The organism is Streptomyces sp. NPDC088252, assembly GCF_044740965.1.
Lineage (GTDB): Bacteria > Actinomycetota > Actinomycetes > Streptomycetales > Streptomycetaceae > Streptomyces.
In genome coordinates this window covers 1-14831 of the sequence record NZ_JBIURS010000019.1, presented here as the reverse complement: position 1 = coordinate 14831, position 14831 = coordinate 1, and the positions used below count along the sequence as shown (strand labels likewise).

Here is a 14831-nt window from a genome sequence, read left to right as displayed (position 1 = left end):
TTTCGGAACGCGGATCTACTCCAGCACGAGCTCGAACCGAGTGCAGTCCGCCCGCTGCCCTGGCATGACGATCAGAGAGAGCGGGCGGCAGTGGCCGTCCGAGCTCAGGTGGATCTTGCTGGTGAACCCGCCCCGCGAGCGGCCCAGGCCCCCCACCTCCTGCACCACTTCCACCAGACGGGGGTGGAGTCCAGGCGCTGGCATTACCTGTCCAACGGCCCGGCCCACAGGGCGTGCTGACGCTGCTTCTGGAGCCACTGCCCGATGTCCATGCCGTGGACCATCACGCCGGGCAGGATGTCGGCATCGTCCTCGTCATGCACCGGCTCGCGCACGGTGTGCCCCGGATCGCCACCCGCGCTGTCGCCGTGTCCGTGTGGGTCGTGCGTGGGGCGCGCTGCCCGAGTGCGCTCGCTCGAACGAGTGGATCGAAGGGAGACCGGGCCCGGTATCGAGGACCCGGATCTACGCTCAACGAGTGAGTGCCGCCCAAGCCGGATCCGCTGACGAGAAACCCCTACGAACGGGCGCTGCACAGCTGGCCGAGGTTTCGTCGGTGATGCTGATGCAGCCGACGACGCTGTGCAATCTCGACTGCACTTATTGCTATCTGCCGGACCGGAAGGTCTCGCGGCGCATGAGCCTTGAGGTCGTGCAGGCAGTGGCGGCAGGCGTCCGGGAGTGGTCCGGGCAACGCCCGGTGGCGGTGGTGTGGCACGGCGGCGAACCTCTCGCGGTCGGCCCGGCCTACTTCCGGTCCCTCGTGGAACCGTTCGGGCCAGGTGAGGCACATCCGGTGGTTCAGGCCGTACAGACCAACGCCACACTCATCGACGAAGCGTGGTGCGAGGTGTTCGCCACTGTTCCCGTCCGCGTCACCGTCAGCCTCGACGGCCCAGGCGAAGCGAACGCCTCACGAGTGGACTGGGCGGGAGGCCCAAGCACCCAGCGGGCTCTGAGCGGCATCGGCGCCCTGCGCCAGGCCGGCATCCGCTTCGGCCTGATCGCGGTGGTGGCCGACGCGTCCCCGGGAGCCGCCACCGACCTGTACCGGTTCGCCTGTGAGCTCGGCTGCGACAACCTCGGAGTAAACCTTGCCGAGAAGAAGGGTGTGTATGCAGGCGGACACGAGCTCAGGCACTCAGTCGTGGCGTTCTGGGAGGAACTGGCGGCCTGCTGGCAGGCCGATCCGCGCATCCAGGTCAGAGAGCTCGACCACGCGTACACCTACATCCGCGAGGAACTGTCCGGCGCAGCGGCACAGCGTGCCGACCGCCCCGTCATGCCGCTTCCCCTGGTGACCTGGGACGGCGACTTCCTCCCGGTCGGGGCTGAGCTGGCGGGCTTCCGCTCCGCACAGCATGGCCCCTTCACCGCGGGAAACGTCCTGGACACCCCTCTGACCGTCCTGGCGGCCCGCGCCGCGGAGGTGCCCTGGGTCGCTGAGGCCCTGGCAGGCGTGACCAACTGCCGCAAACACTGTGATTACTTCGCATACTGCCGCGGCGGCCAGGTGGCCAACAAGTACTTCGAAACCGGCCGTCTGGACAGCACCGAGACCACTTATTGCCAAACCAGCAAGATCAGTCTCATGGAAGGAATCCTGCGCCATGCCGAACGTGCATGTCCCTGAAGAGTCCACACCGGCCACGACCCCGCTCGCCCAACGGATCACAGCCTGCCGGGACCAGCTCACGGGGCCAGCCGCACAGGCCGACGAACTCCACGACACCGCGAGCATCTTCGGCTGGGCCTATCTGCGGCGGCGATCCTGACCTCGTCGCCCCCAAGACACGGATTACGAGCCTCCAGACAGGAAGCCGCCCGCTCCCGATGACACGCCTCGGTCCGGGAGGCGGCACGCGAGGGGCATCAGCCCAGGCAAGCCGAAGCTGCCCCCTGCCGGTGCCCCGCTGAGCGCTGTTACCTGCCCGGCTTGAACGCGCTTTCCGCCGGGTGTGCGTACGCCCCCACCGCGGTCTTCTTCCCGGCCGCGGTCCCCTTGAGCGCGAGCTGCCCGCCCATCACCCGCAAGTCCAGGTAGAAGCGGACCACGCCCCGTTCAGTGGTCAGGACATGAATGCGGGAATCGATGTAGCCGAGATTGTTCAGCTCCTGCCTCACCTGAATCGTGGTGGGCTTGTTCAGGCCAGTCAGCGCCTTGGTTATGCGCTTGCCATGCTCACGCCCCTCACACGTCTCCACCCCGTTCAGCTCGGGCTGCTCAGACGTAGTAGTGGGGGACGGCGCGTCCGTGGGCGGCTTCTCGTCCACCGGCAGCAGCCCACTCGGCCGCGCGGGCGGACGCTCACCCGGGCCCGGATCATCCGACTCTGCCGCCGCCAGGGTATCCGGTACGCACGGCGCACCCACCCGCTCTAAAATTTCCATGAACGCGACCTGCGCATCCGGGCTCGGGCTGGTAGCCGACGCCTGCGCGCCCATGCTGTTCGCGGTGTTCCGCTGCCCACCCCCGGCCTGCTCGTTGCCGCACGCAGCCAGCGCCACCATCGCGAGCGCTGCCGCCCCCGTGCCCGTAAGAACTCTGTTCAGCGTCATGAACACACGCTCATGGAACAGTCTGCCATCGCGCATGAGCACGCGTACTCATGCGCACCCCGCCAGGCCCCGTAGAGGCGTGGTGGGGTGCCGGACATCGCCGTCACTCCCGCATCGGACACCGAAGCCCGATCGCCTACGAGACAGCCTTTCGGACAGCACCAACTACGCTGACGCCAGCCGCATGACCCGTGTCCGAGATCCGGAGTCAAGGACCGTACTACGCCTGCTCCGACAAGAGCGCGATATGGTCCGCGCTCACCGCGGCCGAGGTCGAGAACGGCAAGAGCAACGACGTGCACGTCGTCCAGTCCACGCCTGCGCAGATGTCGGCGCTCGACGCCATCGTGAAGGGGCTCTCTCCCGGCATCGCAATGCAGCGGGACGCCGTTCTGTGCGGCGACGGGCCGGTGAGATCGCTGGCCGAGCTGTCACTGGTGGGCGAACACCGCCGCAGCCACGGCGGGCTCTACACGTCCGTGGCTCATATCCGCTCGGTGATCCAGTGGATCTTTGAACCCTTCTTCCCGCGATCTACGGGATTCGGACCCGTCAGGTCCCCCCTTTCGTTGCCCGCACGTTCACCGGGGCGATCGCGCACCGTGACCAGTCCAGGGCGCCACGCGCGCCGAGCTCGTCCAGGACCAGGCGGTGAAGCTTGCCCCGCACCCGGGCCCGGCTCCACTCGGTGAACCGCCGGTGTGCAGTCGGCCCGGACGGGCCGAAGCACGGCGGCAGTTGGCGCCACGTAAAGCCCGTCGTGGGCACGAACACGATCGTTATAGATCAAGCCAGGGCCTGTTGCGAAAGTGTGTGCGGCGGTGGGTGTGACGTAGTACTTGTGGAGGGTCTCGGAGGCATGTCTGTTCTCATTTGGAGTCGTCGATGGCAGTTCGCCGTGTCGTGCCCAACATTCAGTCAGAGGCTGCGCAGGAGAGCCGGGAGTTCTACGGCCTGCTGGGCTTCGAGGAAGTCATGAACCACGGCTGGATCATGACACTCGCCTCCCCGTCCAGTCCGGCGGCGCAGGTCAGCTTCATGACCAGCGACAAGACTGCCCCGGTCACCCCCGACATGAGTATCGAAGTGGATGACGTGGACGCGGCCTATGCGGCCGTGCAGGGCAGCGGTGCGGAGATCGTCCACCCCTTGCAGGACGAGGAGTGGGGCGTGCGGCGGTTCTTCGTCCGCGACCCCAACGGCCGTGTGGTCAACGTGCTGGGCCACCGCTGACGCTGCTCCGGTACGAGTGGGGGAGATGCCGGTCACAGCCACTCGTTGATGGCTGCGATCAGCGCGGTCGCTTCGTAGCGGACCGCGAGCCTGTCGTACCGCGTGGCCACAGCGGCGCTTGAGACGATTGATGCCGCATTCGACCGCGTGGCACTCACGGTAGTCGACCGGGTCGAACTTCGGCGGGCGGCCGCCACGCGAGCCACGGTTCTTGCGGTGGTGGGCCTGGTCGGCCTTGTCCGGGATGGTGCAGCGGATACCGCGCCGACGCGGCGCGGTTCTTCCGGGAGACGTACGCCTTGTCGGCGCGTATCCGCCGGGGCCGGGTGCGCGGCGATCTCGGGGAATCCGGCTTCACTCTGCTGCCGGCCATTGCCATTCGACCCTTCGGGCGTGTTCGGCGACCACCCGGGGCGAAACGTTTGCGGTGTGATCGCTGTGCGAAGTTCTGTCTTGCGGTTTCCGCGTGCTGGTGCGGCAGGCGGGGGCTTGGTCCTTGGCTTTGTTCTCGTATGGCTGCGGCCGGTTCGATCTGGACATGAACAGTCGCCTCAATCTGAACCTGGCCGCCGCGGCGGAGCGTGCCGAGGCCGTGGGCCGGGCGGCGGTTGTATGGCCATCTCACTGCTGGATGCGGCCGTGGTGGCCATGGAAAGGGACACCTGGGACAGCTTGTGTCGCCTCAGCGCCACCGCTCGTGACGGATGTCTGCGGAACCGTCGGTGAGCTTCGCGATCGAGCGGCGGGCGGCGTTGACAGTGACGGTTCGGCGGGCGATACGGGCGAGCGGGAGGTCGCTGGCCGAGTCGGTGTACAGGAGTGCGTCCTCCGGGGCGAACCCCAGCGCCCGGACGGCGTCGACCTTTGCTTCGCCCACGTTGTGGGCGATGAGCCGGGGCCCTCGTGGGGTGAAGTCGAGCCGGGAAGCGGCCAGAGGGATGCCGTGCAACCCGACGCCGTCCAGGAATGCACGCGCGAGGTTCTCCTCCGAGGCTGTCGCCACGACGGTCGGACCACGACCGCGGGCGCATCGGCACCTTGCCACGGCCTGTCTGACCGCTGTCCGGGCTGCCATGCCCCGGCCCGTCACGGCTGCCAGTTCCTCGTACTGGCTGCGGGTCATTCCGCGCAGCGCCAAGGCCACGATCGCCCTGTTCATCGCGGGCTTCAGCGCGCCGTCGGACGGTGCTGCCGAGGCGAGCACGAACGGTGGGATTGCAGCGGCGAACCGGAGAGGACGGGCTGCCAGACGAGCTCTGACCAGTGAGGACATCGTGTCCTCGCTGGTCAGGACGCCGTCGAGGTCGAAGATCGAGGTGATTTCGTTGGCCGGGTTCACTGTGGGAAGGCGTCGGCTTTCATCTGGACGAGAAGGTCTGCGGCAGCGAGCGCGCTCACCTCGACGACCATCGTGACGGGGGGAGCCCTCGCTGTGGACAGCGCTCACCGAGGCGAGGCCGATGTCGATACGGCCGAAGATCCCGTGCGCCTGCGCTGCTGCGTCGGCGCCTTCTGCTGCGGAAGGCCGGTTGCGGCGTCTCGGTCTCGGTCCTGCCGTGATGCGCTGCCACTGCCCGAACGTGTGGAAAGTTGACCGTTTCGGTCTGTGATTGTGGATGCGGTGGCCGGTGGGAGTCAAGGGGAGGTCCAGGCGGGGCGCCGATGGGTCGTCTGCACGACCGTGGGGGAACGGCCGGATTTCGCGCGACGCTCCTCGGAGGGGTAGAACCTCTGCCGTGCCGGAGGCGAGGGGGCTGCCGGCGCCGAGGAAGCGGTTGGCTGTACCGCCTTCAGGCCACGACGATGGTGTCGCCCGCCGCGGCGAGGGCGTCGCTCAGGCCGTCCGGGCAAGGGCTGTCGGTGATGAGGGTGTCGAAGCCGTCGAGTTCGCAGACGCGGTGGGCGGCCGTGCGTCCGAACTTGCTGGAATCGGCGAGCACGTAGCGGTGGGACGCGTTGGCGAGCATGGTGCGCTTCGTCGCGACTTCGTCGAGGTGGAAATCGGTCAGTCCGTAGGAGGCGATGCCTCCGGAGCCCAGGAAGACCGCGTCCGCGCGCAGATTGTCGAAGAACTCGACGGCCTGGGCGTTGGAGCAGGCCAGGTCGCCACCGCGCAGCCGCCCGCCGCTGACCAGGACCTCGACCTGCGGGCGGGAGCTGACTTCGGCGGCCACGAGCAGGGAAGGGGTGGCGATGACGCCGACGTGATCGGCGGGCAGAGCACGGGCCACCTCCAGGGCCGTGGTACCGACATCGATGACGACCGTCTGGTTGGGTTCGATCAGGGCTGCTGCGGCTCGGCCGATGGCCTGTTTCGCGGCGAGGAATGCGCCCCTGCGCTCGTTGAAGGACGCCTCCTCCCCGACGGGTGACCGTACGGCGGTGGCCCCTCCGTGGACACGCGCCAGTTCGCCGCGGCGCTCGAGGAGGGCGAGGTCTCTGCGGATCGTCTCGTGGGAGACGCCCAGCAGGCTGGTGAGGTCGTCCGTCGTGATGAATTTGAGCCGAGCGATCTCGGCGACGATCCTGCGGTGACGCTCGGCTGCTAGCACGTCCGGCCCTCTCTGATTGACTGTTTCTGTGGAACCCTGACTGCATTCTAGGGCTCATGTGACGTGCGGGACGCATCGCTGACGGCCTCAGAGTTCCGTTCTTCTCCGCAGTTCAAAGCGTTTTCCGCTAGGTGATCAGCGATCTTTCACCAGGTCGGGAGCGCTAACCCTTGACGGCAAACGGGCAAGGGTCCACACTCTCAGCAGTCAATAGTCCACACAAACGGTCACGAGTGGGCTGTCGACCGGCGTCGAGGTGGCGCGGACCGCGGGTCCTCGCGGCCATCCCCACGGACAGGCTCCAGCGCATCCCTGTGAGGCGGGCCTTGATGCCGACCGCATTCGGTTCTTCGATCACCCACTGGCTTCCGCGGCGACGGCGGGGCACTCTGAAGCAGGGAACGAGGTCATGGCCAAATCAGAAGCAGGTGCTCAGGCGCCAAGAACGGCTGAGGGACAGCAGGGCGGGGCGAACCAGGTGATGGCGCGGGAGCTGGGCTGGTACGCCTCGTTCTCCGTGGCGTTCGGGTTCGTGTCGATCGCGACAGGGATCTTCACGGCCTACGGCTCGGTGCTCGCCACCTCGGGCCCGCGCGGCATCTGGGCCTGGCCGATCTCCGTGATCGGCCAGCTCTGCGTCGCCCTCGTCTTCGGAGCGCTGGCGGCGCGCATCCCGATCAGCGGCTACTCCTACCAGTGGGTGTCGCGGATCGTCGGGCCCGTGTGGGGCTGGATCATGGGCTGGATCTCGTTCGCCTTCCTCGGGGTCGTCGTGGTCGCAGTGGACTACACGATCGCCTCCACGATTCTCCCCGAGCTGTTCCAGTACGTCGGCACGACACAGAACGCCTGGGTCATCACGGCCGGCGTGGTGTTGCTGCAGGCCCTGCTGGTCGCCGCGTCCACGCGCATCACGCACAAGGTCAACAGCGCGGCGGTGACAGCGCAGCTCATCGGCATGATCACGCTGACGGTGCTGCTCTTCGCGGTGGGCTACTTCACCGGCAAGCTCGACTTCGCCCACCTGTTCGACACCGCGACGATCCCGGAGAGCGGCTACTACGGACTGGGCGGCGGAACCCACGCCGGCCCCTTCGCTCTGGCGTTCCTGCTCGGCGCGTTCACCATCGTCGGATTCGAGTCCGCGGCAAACCTGGCGGAGGAGACCAAGGACCCCGCCCGCGTCATTCCCAAGGCGATGGTCCAGGCCGTCCTCTCCCTGGGCGTTCTCGGCTTTCTCTTCCTGGTCGCCGTGACCGCCGCCGTCGGCCGGGTCGACGGCGCCGCCGAGTCGGCCACCCCGGTGGCCACCGTGATCACCGCCGTGCTCGGGTCCGTGGTGGGGAAGATCCTCCTGGTCCTCGTCGTGGTCTCGATCTTCTCCTGCGGACTGGTGATCACCCTCAGTGGAACCCGCCTGGTCTACGCGATGTCCAGGGACGAGCGCTTCCCCGGATGGCGACTGCTCAAGCGCATCCACCCCCGGACGGCGACGCCGCTGAACGCCACGGTGTTCATGATGCTCATCGCGCAGATCGTCCTCGCGGTCTTCTCCCGTTCCACCGACGCCCTGTTCCAACTGTTCTCCGCCGCTACCCTGCTGCCCGCCGTCATCTACGCCGGCACGGTCGCGATGTACGCGGCCAAGCGCTCCTCCCTGCCGCCGTCGCGCGGCTTCTCCCTGGGGCGGTGGGAGGTCCCGGTCCTGCTTCTGGCCGCGGTCTGGCTGGTGTACGAGCTGCTCATCTTCCGGGACGCTTCCTTCCGGGGCCCCTGGGCCTACGTCCTGGTGCTGTGCGGGATCGGCGCCGTCTACCTGGCGGCGCTCCTCGTCCGGCGCGGCCGCGCCGCCCTGACCATGCCGGACATGGCCGACGTCGACCGCGCCCTGGACAACGCCACCACACCCCCCGCGGCCGACACGGAAGGGGCCCTGCGATGACCACGATCCTCGCCATCGACCAGGGCACCTCGGGTACCAAAGCCATCGTTGTCGACGCCGAGGACGGAACGGTCGCCATAGCCGAGGAGACCATCCGCCCCACCTACCTGCCCGGGGGAGGTGTCGAACAGAATCCGCACGAACTGCTCGATTCCGTCCTCACCGCCGGCCGCCGGGCCGTGAGCATGGCCGGCCGGACCATTGACGGCGTGGCCCTGGCCAACCAGGGAGAGACCGTCCTGGCCTGGGACGAAGCCACGGGAACGCCGCTGTCCCCGGCGATCGTCTGGCAGGACAGCCGTGCGGAGAGCATCTGTGCCGAGCTGGCAGAGCACCGCGAGGCCATCGCGCAGCGCACCGGTCTCGTTCTCGACCCCTACTTCTCCGCGCCCAAGATGGCGTGGCTGCGCCGCAACCGCACCCGTGACGGGGTGGTGACCACCACCGACACCTGGCTCGTGCACCACCTGACAGGAGAGTTCGTCACCGACGCCTCCACCGCCAGCCGTTCTCTGATCTTCGACCTGGACGGTGCGGCGTGGGACGGTCGTCTCGCTGATCTGTTCTCCCTCGGCGACGAGCGCCTGCCCCGCATCGTCGGCAGCGACGAGGTGGTCGGCACCACGCGCGCCTTCGGGCAAGAGACGCCCGTGGCCGGCCTGATCGTCGACCAGCAGGCCGCTCTGGTCGCCGAGGCATGCCTGGAGCAGGGCACGGCCAAGTGCACCTATGGCACGGGCGCGTTCCTGCTGGCGAACACAGGATCTGACCCCGTGCGCTCCAGCGCGGGCCTGACGACGTCGGTGGCCTGGCAGGCCGCGGGGCAGACCCTGTATTGCGTGGACGGCCAGGTCTACACCGTGGCCTCGGCCGTGCGCTGGCTGCAGGACCTCGGTCTTCTTCAGTCCGCCACCGAAATCGACGCGCTGGTCGCGGAGGACAGTGACGGCGTCATGTGCGTCCCGGCATTCGCCGGCCTCGCCGCTCCGTGGTGGGCTTCCGAGGCCACGGCCTCCCTCACCGGCATCACGCTGGCCACCCGCCGCGAGCACCTCGTCCTGGCCGTGCTCCAGGGCATAGCCGCCCAGGTCACCGAGCTGACAGCCCTTGTCGGCCGAGACCTCGGCCGGCCCCTGAACCGGCTGCGCGCCGACGGCGGATTGACCAACTCCGCCGCCCTCATGCAGGCCCAGGCCGACATCGCCCAGCTCCCCGTCGACATCTACCCCAACGCGCACGCCACCCCTCTCGGCGCTGCCGCGCTCGCCCGCTGCGCCCTCGACCCCGCCATCAGCCTCGAAGAGGCCGTCGGCGACTGGCAGCCGGCGACCGTCTACGAACCCCGCTGGTCAGAAGACCGGGCCCAGGAGTTCCGCACCACATGGGCACAGGCCGCTGAGGCGTGTGCCACCAAGGGAGACCACTCATGACCCCCACCCCCCACCGTCCTCACCCCGAGGTCTTCGACATCGTGGTGATCGGAGGAGGCATTGTCGGCTCGGCCATCGCACGCGAACTGTCCGGCTACGACGTCTCCGTGGCGCTGCTCGAAGCCCGCGACGACGTCGGAGACGGAACCAGCAAGGCCAACACCGCCATCCTGCACACGGGCTTCGACGCGAAACCGGGCACCCTGGAGTCCCGGCTCGTGGCTCGTGGCTACCACCTGCTGAGCGACTACGCCAAGGCCACCGGCATCCCGGTCGAGCACACCGGCGCCGTGCTGGTGGCCTGGAACCGGGAAGAGTTCGACGCCCTGCCTGGCCTGAAGGAAAAGGCCGAGGCCAACGGGTACGAGCACTGCCGCATCGTGGACGCGGACGAGGTGTACCGGGTCCTGCCCGATCTGGGCGAGGGCGTGCTCGGAGGCCTGACGGTTCCCGACGAGTCCATCATCTGCACATGGACCACCAACCTCGCCCTGGCCACGGACGCCAGGCAACGCGGGACGACGATCCTGCTCGAACACGCCGTGACCGGCATCGACGTGGGCGACGACGCGACGACATTGCACACCGCCCAGGGCGACGTGCGAGCCCGCTGGGTCGTCAACGCGGCAGGCCTCGGCGCCGACACGATCGACCGTCTCTTCGGCCACGACCGCTTCACGGTCACCCCCCGCCGCGGCGAGCTGTTCGTGTTCGACAAGCTGGCACGGGCCAAGGCCGACAAGATCGTCCTGCCGGTTCCCTCCTCCCGCGGCAAGGGCGTGCTCATCTCCCCGACGATCTACGGCAACGTCATGCTCGGCCCCACCGCCGAGGACCTCGCCGACCGCACCGACACCGCCACGTCCGAGGACGGCTACGACTTCCTCCTCAGCAAGGGGGCGCGGCTCATGCCGAGCCTGCTCACCGAGGAGGTCACCGCCAGCTACGCCGGACTGCGCGCCGCGATCGACCGCGACGACTACCTCATCGAAGCCGCCCCCGAGCAGCGGTACCTCCTCGTGGGCGGCATTCGCTCCACCGGACTGACAGCGGGCATCGCCATCGCCGAGCACGTCGCCGGGCTCCTGTCGGAAGCCGGTCCCGGGCTCCGCAGCCGCAGCAACCTGCCTGCTCCGCCCCGGATGCCGAACATCGGCGAAGCCACCACACGCCCCTACCAGGACGCCGCCCTGATTGCCGAGGACACCGCCTACGGCACCATCGTCTGCTTCTGCGAACGGGTCACCGAGGGTGAGATCCGCGACGCCTGCCACGCCCCGGTGCCCGCGCGCAGCCTGGAAGGGCTGCGCCGACGCACCCGGGCCATGAACGGCCGCTGCCAGGGCTTCTTCTGCGGCGCGGCCGTTGCAGCCCTGCGCACCCGGCACCAGACCAACGACGGCTGCTGCAGCCAGCACAAGGACAACCGATGACCCACCAGCTACCCCTCATCGAGCCCGATGTCCTCATCATCGGAGGCGGCCCCGCAGGGCTCACCGCAGCCGCCGAACTCGCCGACCGCGGCGCCGGGCAGGTCCTGGTCGTCGACCGGGAGAAGCAGGCCGGCGGCATTCCCCGGCACAGCGACCACACCGGATACGGCCTGCGAGACCTGCACCGTGTGATGACCGGCCCCGCCTACGCCCGCCACTTGGCCGACCGGGCCGCGCGGTCCGGAGCGGAGATCCGCACCAGCACCATGGTCACCGACTGGTCCGACCAGCACACCGTTGACGTCACCAGCCCCGAGGGCCGCTACCAGATTCGTGCCCGGGCCATCGTTCTGGCCACCGGCGCCCGCGAAAGGCCCCGCACCGCACGCCGCATCCCCGGAGATCGCCCCCACGGGGTCTATACCACCGGACAACTTCAAAACCTCGTCCACCTCCACCATCAGCCCGTCGGCAAGCGGGCCGTCATCGTCGGTGGCGAACTGGTCAGTTGGTCCGCGGCCATGACCCTCCGCGAAGCCGGCTGCACCCCCGCGCTCATGATCAGCAAGTACCCGAAGGCAGAGTCCTACGGCGCCTTCAACGCCGCCGGCCGCACCATCCTCCGCGTTCCGGTCGCCACCCGCAGCCGTGTCACTCAGGTCATGGGCAAGGGCCGCTGCGAGGCTGTCGAGATCGAGCACCTCGACACGGGCAAGCGCCGAACCGTCGAATGCGACACCGTCGTCTTCACCGGCGACTGGATCCCCGACCACGAACTCGCGCGCTCCGCGGGCATCACCCTCGACGAGCGCACCCTCGGCCCCCTCACGGACACCGCGCTGCGGACCAGCCGACCCGGAGTCTTCGCCGCCGGCAACATGCTCCATCCCGTCGACACCGCCGACGTGGCCGCCCTCGACGGTAAGCACGTCGCCCGGCAAGTCATCAACCACCTGGACGGAAGGCATAAGCCGACCGAGGGGGTCCGCCTGATCGCGGACGCCCCGTTCCGCTGGATCGCACCGCAGATCCTCCGCCCCGGCGATCCGGCTCCGGCCCGCGACCGGCTCCTGCTCTGGACGGACGAGTTCGTCCGCTTCCCCAAGGTGACGGTCCGCCAGGACGGCCGTATCGTCGCCCGCCGGACCCTCGCCTGGCCTGCGGCCCCCGGCCGGGTCTTCCGTATCCCGTCCTCGGTCCTCGACGGGATCTCCCACACCGGAGGTCCCGTCCACATCACCACCTAGTCCTTCGTCGGCCCACCGACATCAGCCACCACGGCCAGGCCCCGGACGCGAGAGAGCCGATCGCGGCCGCGGCGTAGGGGACCGCGAACGCGGTCCCCACCACCGGCACCGCGATGAGCACGAGCGAGGCGACGGCGTTCGTGGACAGGCTGCCGCCCGTCCGCAGCGCGTCGGCGATCCGCTCGCGCGCGAGGGAGATGTCGTTCCGGTGGGCATGGCCCAACTGCCCGCCGCCGACGACCGCGACGACGACGAACAGCGCGGCGGGCAGCAGCCGCCGCAGGAACCAGCCGTTGGGGATGCGCTTCTGCAGCTCGATGAGCACGCCCACCGCGGTCAGCCGTCCACCAAGCGCATCGGTCCTCCGGCCAGCTCACAGGCCGGTGTGGCGGTCGCCGCCCCGTCCCGCAGTTCGCCCCGGGCGCAGCGGCTCGTGGGGCAGACCCAGCCCACCGACTGCGGGGTGGGGACGCCGGGCCAGTCGCCGACGCCCATGGTGGCGGGCAGTCCGAGCCCGTTCGGAACGCCGGCCGACTCGACTGCGTTGTGCAGCGCGCGTACGGCGTCCCGCCACTCGGCACTGGCCGGATCGGCGTCCCGTACGACCGGGAAGGCCGACTCCCAGGCGGCGGAGGAGACGAGCGGGCGCAGCTCCTCGACGTTGCGGCACAGGTATTCCACGGCGTCCTCGTACACACCGCGCGCCTTCGCCCCGTCTCCCACCTCGACCTCCCTCGAAGTCCTGATAGCCACTGTTTCCTGACGGTTGATCAGACTACTGTAGGCGGCGATGTCCGAGCTTCGGGAACTAGTGGTCGAACGCCTGACCGCGGCGCGCAGCACCGGCGATGCCGCGCCTCTGCGCGACCAGGAGGCGATGGCCGATGCGCTGGCTTTGTTGGGTGAGGCGGCGCCGTCGCCCGAGGGTTCGATCGATCTCGAAGCGGTGGCCGCAGTGTTCTGGACGTTCTGGGGCCGTCACCAGGGCGCCGAGGACCCGGAGGCCGCACAGAACATGGGGGTCGGGGTCGCCGCCTTCGGCTTCCTGTGCCCGCGCCTCCCCGAGGAGGCCGGACTCCCCGAATCCTTGAAGGAGAACTTCGACCCCGCCGACCCGTCGCACCAGGCGGTCAGGGAGAAGGCTTCGAGGTCGGCCGAGTGCACGGCGCCCGACTGCGTCGAGGACCGCTGCGGTGCCGCCCTCGACGCCGTGGTGTCGTCGTACGCGCCCGGCCTGCAGACCCTTGCGTACGCGCGAGCACGCGCCCGGCAGCGCGATACGGCCGACCACGGCAGCGCCCTGCTGGTCGCCGCGTCCGAGGATGATCTCCCCGGTATGGCGGCGGCAGCGACCCACGCTGCCGAACTGCTCGGCGCGCAGACGCCGTTGGTCGGCCCGGCCGCCACCCGCGAGGCCGTGCTCGCTGCGCTGCACGACGCCTCGTGGGCCCATTTCGGCTGCCACGCGGCGACGAACCCGGCGGAGCCCTCCGGGGCGCTGCTGCATCTGCCCAGCGGCGAGCCGGTCTCGGTCCTGGAGATCTGCCAGGTCCGTCCGCGTTCGGCACGGGTCGCCTTCCTCGCGGCCTGCGGCACCGCACGCACCGCCGAACGCCTCGCGGACGAGAGGCCATTCACATCACGAGTTCGTTCCTGCTGGCGGGCTTCCCGACGGCGGTCGGCACGCTGTGGAAGATCGACAGCACGCACGCGGACCACATGACGCGGGACTTCTATCGCCGTACGACTGCTCCCGACAGCCCCGGTGTCGCGCGCGCCCTGCACGACACCGTCCGTCAGTTGCGGCGCCGTATCCCGGAGAGGCCGCACGTCTGGGCGGCGTACGTCCACGCGGGGGCGTAGGCACCCCTGGCAGGAACAGGGGCAGGGCAGGGGAGTGCGGTGCGGGTTCACCAGCAGGCGCCAGACCCGCAGCGTGACCTCGTCGGGAGTGGCCTCGATCAGGCCCAGCCCAGGTACTGTGCGACATCCCGCGAGTTCCCCTGAGCCCTGCTGGGTCCTTGCCCCCGTGGCCAGGGTGTTCTGTCTCCTTGGGGTGTTCTTCGAGCTGGTGACGTAACTTCAGGATTCTTGGAGCATTCGGACTTGGTCCGGTCGATCCGTGATCCGAGTGAAGGCGAGGAGGCTCGGGTTGGCGCTGGCAGCCGTGCTTTTGTGGCCGTTACTACGGCGACACATGCCTGCCTGCCTGCCTGCCTGCGTGCGGTGGTGGCCGTGCTCGGCCCGGATGCCGGATCTACGAGCGGGTTCACCTGGCCGGACCGGTACGTGACCGACACGGAGGTGGCGCTTTGCGACGGCCTGAGCGGCACACACGTGTGAGGTGACCCCCGGAGTGTGGACACAGGGGTTCATGCTGCGAGTGAGAGTTTAGCTGTCTTGTGGTGGTGCTGTTCGAATTCCATCGGGGAGAG

At 69.0% G+C, this 14831-nt stretch carries 15 protein-coding genes and 1 pseudogene; 9 read left to right on the top strand and 7 right to left on the bottom strand.

Translation table 11 applies throughout. The features are described from left to right. Positions 1-203: 203 nt before the first annotated feature. On the bottom strand, positions 204-335 hold the full coding sequence (locus ACIOHC_RS30880; protein ID WP_351083958.1) for a hypothetical protein: 132 nt from the start codon (positions 333-335) through the stop codon (positions 204-206). Positions 336-478: 143 nt separating this feature from the next. Here ACIOHC_RS30880 and amcB point away from each other — a divergent pair, with 143 nt between their 5' ends. After that, complete coding sequence (gene amcB / locus ACIOHC_RS30875; RefSeq protein WP_401844883.1) at positions 479-1633, top strand: cyclophane-forming radical SAM peptide maturase AmcB; 1155 nt, start codon at positions 479-481, stop codon at positions 1631-1633. Further along, positions 1611-1775 (top strand): hypothetical protein, encoded by a 165-nt coding sequence (locus ACIOHC_RS30870; protein WP_351083962.1) that lies wholly within the window; start codon positions 1611-1613, stop codon positions 1773-1775. Before amcB ends, ACIOHC_RS30870 begins: the two co-directional genes overlap by 23 nt. 148 nt (positions 1776-1923) lie before the next feature. Here the strand turns inward: ACIOHC_RS30870 and ACIOHC_RS30865 are convergent, their stop codons facing one another. Next, entirely contained in the window at positions 1924-2559 is a 636-nt protein-coding gene (locus tag ACIOHC_RS30865) for a hypothetical protein (RefSeq protein WP_351083964.1), read from the bottom strand. Positions 2560-3049: 490 nt separating this feature from the next. Further along, positions 3050-3336, bottom strand: a pseudogene (locus ACIOHC_RS30860) (transposase); the annotation flags it as partial. A gap of 108 nt (positions 3337-3444) precedes the next feature. Here ACIOHC_RS30860 and ACIOHC_RS30855 point away from each other — a divergent pair. Next, positions 3445-3792: a VOC family protein gene (locus tag ACIOHC_RS30855; protein ID WP_351083966.1), complete on the top strand. Its 348-nt coding sequence runs from the start codon at positions 3445-3447 to the stop codon at positions 3790-3792. 682 nt (positions 3793-4474) lie between these two features. Here the strand turns inward: ACIOHC_RS30855 and ACIOHC_RS30850 are convergent. Both ACIOHC_RS30850 and ACIOHC_RS30845 read right to left on the bottom strand, forming a co-directional pair. Continuing rightward, positions 4475-5131 (bottom strand): HAD family hydrolase, encoded by a 657-nt coding sequence (locus tag ACIOHC_RS30850; protein ID WP_351083967.1) that lies wholly within the window; start codon positions 5129-5131, stop codon positions 4475-4477. Positions 5132-5582: 451 nt separating this feature from the next. After that, the gene (locus tag ACIOHC_RS30845; protein WP_351083969.1) at positions 5583-6344 is read right to left on the bottom strand and encodes a DeoR/GlpR family DNA-binding transcription regulator; all 762 of its coding nucleotides are present in this window, start codon (positions 6342-6344) and stop codon (positions 5583-5585) included. Between the two features lie 409 nt (positions 6345-6753). On the opposite strand from ACIOHC_RS30845, the gene ACIOHC_RS30840 reads away from it, so the two are divergent. Genes ACIOHC_RS30840 through ACIOHC_RS30825 form a run of 4 tightly spaced genes read left to right on the top strand, consistent with a single transcriptional unit; the run spans position 6754 to position 12396 of the window. After that, entirely contained in the window at positions 6754-8286 is a 1533-nt protein-coding gene (locus tag ACIOHC_RS30840; protein ID WP_351083971.1) for an amino acid permease, read from the top strand. Further along, a complete protein-coding gene (locus ACIOHC_RS30835; protein WP_401844877.1) occupies positions 8283-9716 on the top strand; it encodes an FGGY family carbohydrate kinase in 1434 nt (477 codons plus the stop codon). The genes ACIOHC_RS30840 and ACIOHC_RS30835 overlap by 4 nt, the downstream gene beginning before the upstream one ends. Continuing rightward, complete coding sequence (locus ACIOHC_RS30830; RefSeq protein WP_351083975.1) at positions 9713-11149, top strand: NAD(P)/FAD-dependent oxidoreductase; 1437 nt, start codon at positions 9713-9715, stop codon at positions 11147-11149. Before ACIOHC_RS30835 ends, ACIOHC_RS30830 begins: the two co-directional genes overlap by 4 nt. Further along, complete coding sequence (locus tag ACIOHC_RS30825) at positions 11146-12396, top strand: FAD-dependent oxidoreductase (RefSeq protein ID WP_351083977.1); 1251 nt, start codon at positions 11146-11148, stop codon at positions 12394-12396. The genes ACIOHC_RS30830 and ACIOHC_RS30825 overlap by 4 nt, the downstream gene beginning before the upstream one ends. On the opposite strand, the gene ACIOHC_RS30820 is transcribed toward ACIOHC_RS30825, so the two are convergent. Then, entirely contained in the window at positions 12386-12721 is a 336-nt protein-coding gene (locus ACIOHC_RS30820; RefSeq protein ID WP_351083979.1) for a hypothetical protein, read from the bottom strand. The two genes, ACIOHC_RS30825 and ACIOHC_RS30820, sit on opposite strands and share 11 nt — an antisense overlap. 11 nt (positions 12722-12732) lie before the next feature. Continuing rightward, positions 12733-13119: a hypothetical protein gene (locus ACIOHC_RS30815; protein ID WP_351083981.1), complete on the bottom strand. Its 387-nt coding sequence runs from the start codon at positions 13117-13119 to the stop codon at positions 12733-12735. 67 nt (positions 13120-13186) lie between these two features. Here ACIOHC_RS30815 and ACIOHC_RS30810 point away from each other — a divergent pair, with 67 nt between their 5' ends. Continuing rightward, positions 13187-14119, top strand: a complete 933-nt coding sequence (locus tag ACIOHC_RS30810) for a CHAT domain-containing protein (protein WP_401844873.1) — start codon at positions 13187-13189, stop codon at positions 14117-14119. Beyond that, positions 14029-14259, top strand: a complete 231-nt coding sequence (locus ACIOHC_RS30805) for a CHAT domain-containing protein (protein ID WP_401844981.1) — start codon at positions 14029-14031, stop codon at positions 14257-14259. Before ACIOHC_RS30810 ends, ACIOHC_RS30805 begins: the two co-directional genes overlap by 91 nt. Positions 14260-14831: the final 572 nt, after the last annotated feature.

Excerpts from the sequence above, each read along its gene's own strand:
- ACIOHC_RS30870 (WP_351083962.1), top strand. The coding sequence starts at position 1,611 with ATGCCGAACGTGCATGTCCCTGAAGAGTCCACACCGGCCACGACCCCG.
- ACIOHC_RS30835 (WP_401844877.1), top strand. The coding sequence starts at position 8,283 with ATGACCACGATCCTCGCCATCGACCAGGGCACCTCGGGTACCAAAGCC.
- ACIOHC_RS30830 (WP_351083975.1), top strand. The coding sequence starts at position 9,713 with ATGACCCCCACCCCCCACCGTCCTCACCCCGAGGTCTTCGACATCGTG.
- ACIOHC_RS30855 (WP_351083966.1), top strand. The coding sequence starts at position 3,445 with ATGGCAGTTCGCCGTGTCGTGCCCAACATTCAGTCAGAGGCTGCGCAG.
- ACIOHC_RS30825 (WP_351083977.1), top strand. The coding sequence starts at position 11,146 with ATGACCCACCAGCTACCCCTCATCGAGCCCGATGTCCTCATCATCGGA.
- ACIOHC_RS30810 (WP_401844873.1), top strand. The coding sequence starts at position 13,187 with ATGTCCGAGCTTCGGGAACTAGTGGTCGAACGCCTGACCGCGGCGCGC.
- ACIOHC_RS30840 (WP_351083971.1), top strand. The coding sequence starts at position 6,754 with ATGGCCAAATCAGAAGCAGGTGCTCAGGCGCCAAGAACGGCTGAGGGA.
- ACIOHC_RS30865 (WP_351083964.1), bottom strand. The coding sequence starts at position 2,559 with ATGACGCTGAACAGAGTTCTTACGGGCACGGGGGCGGCAGCGCTCGCG.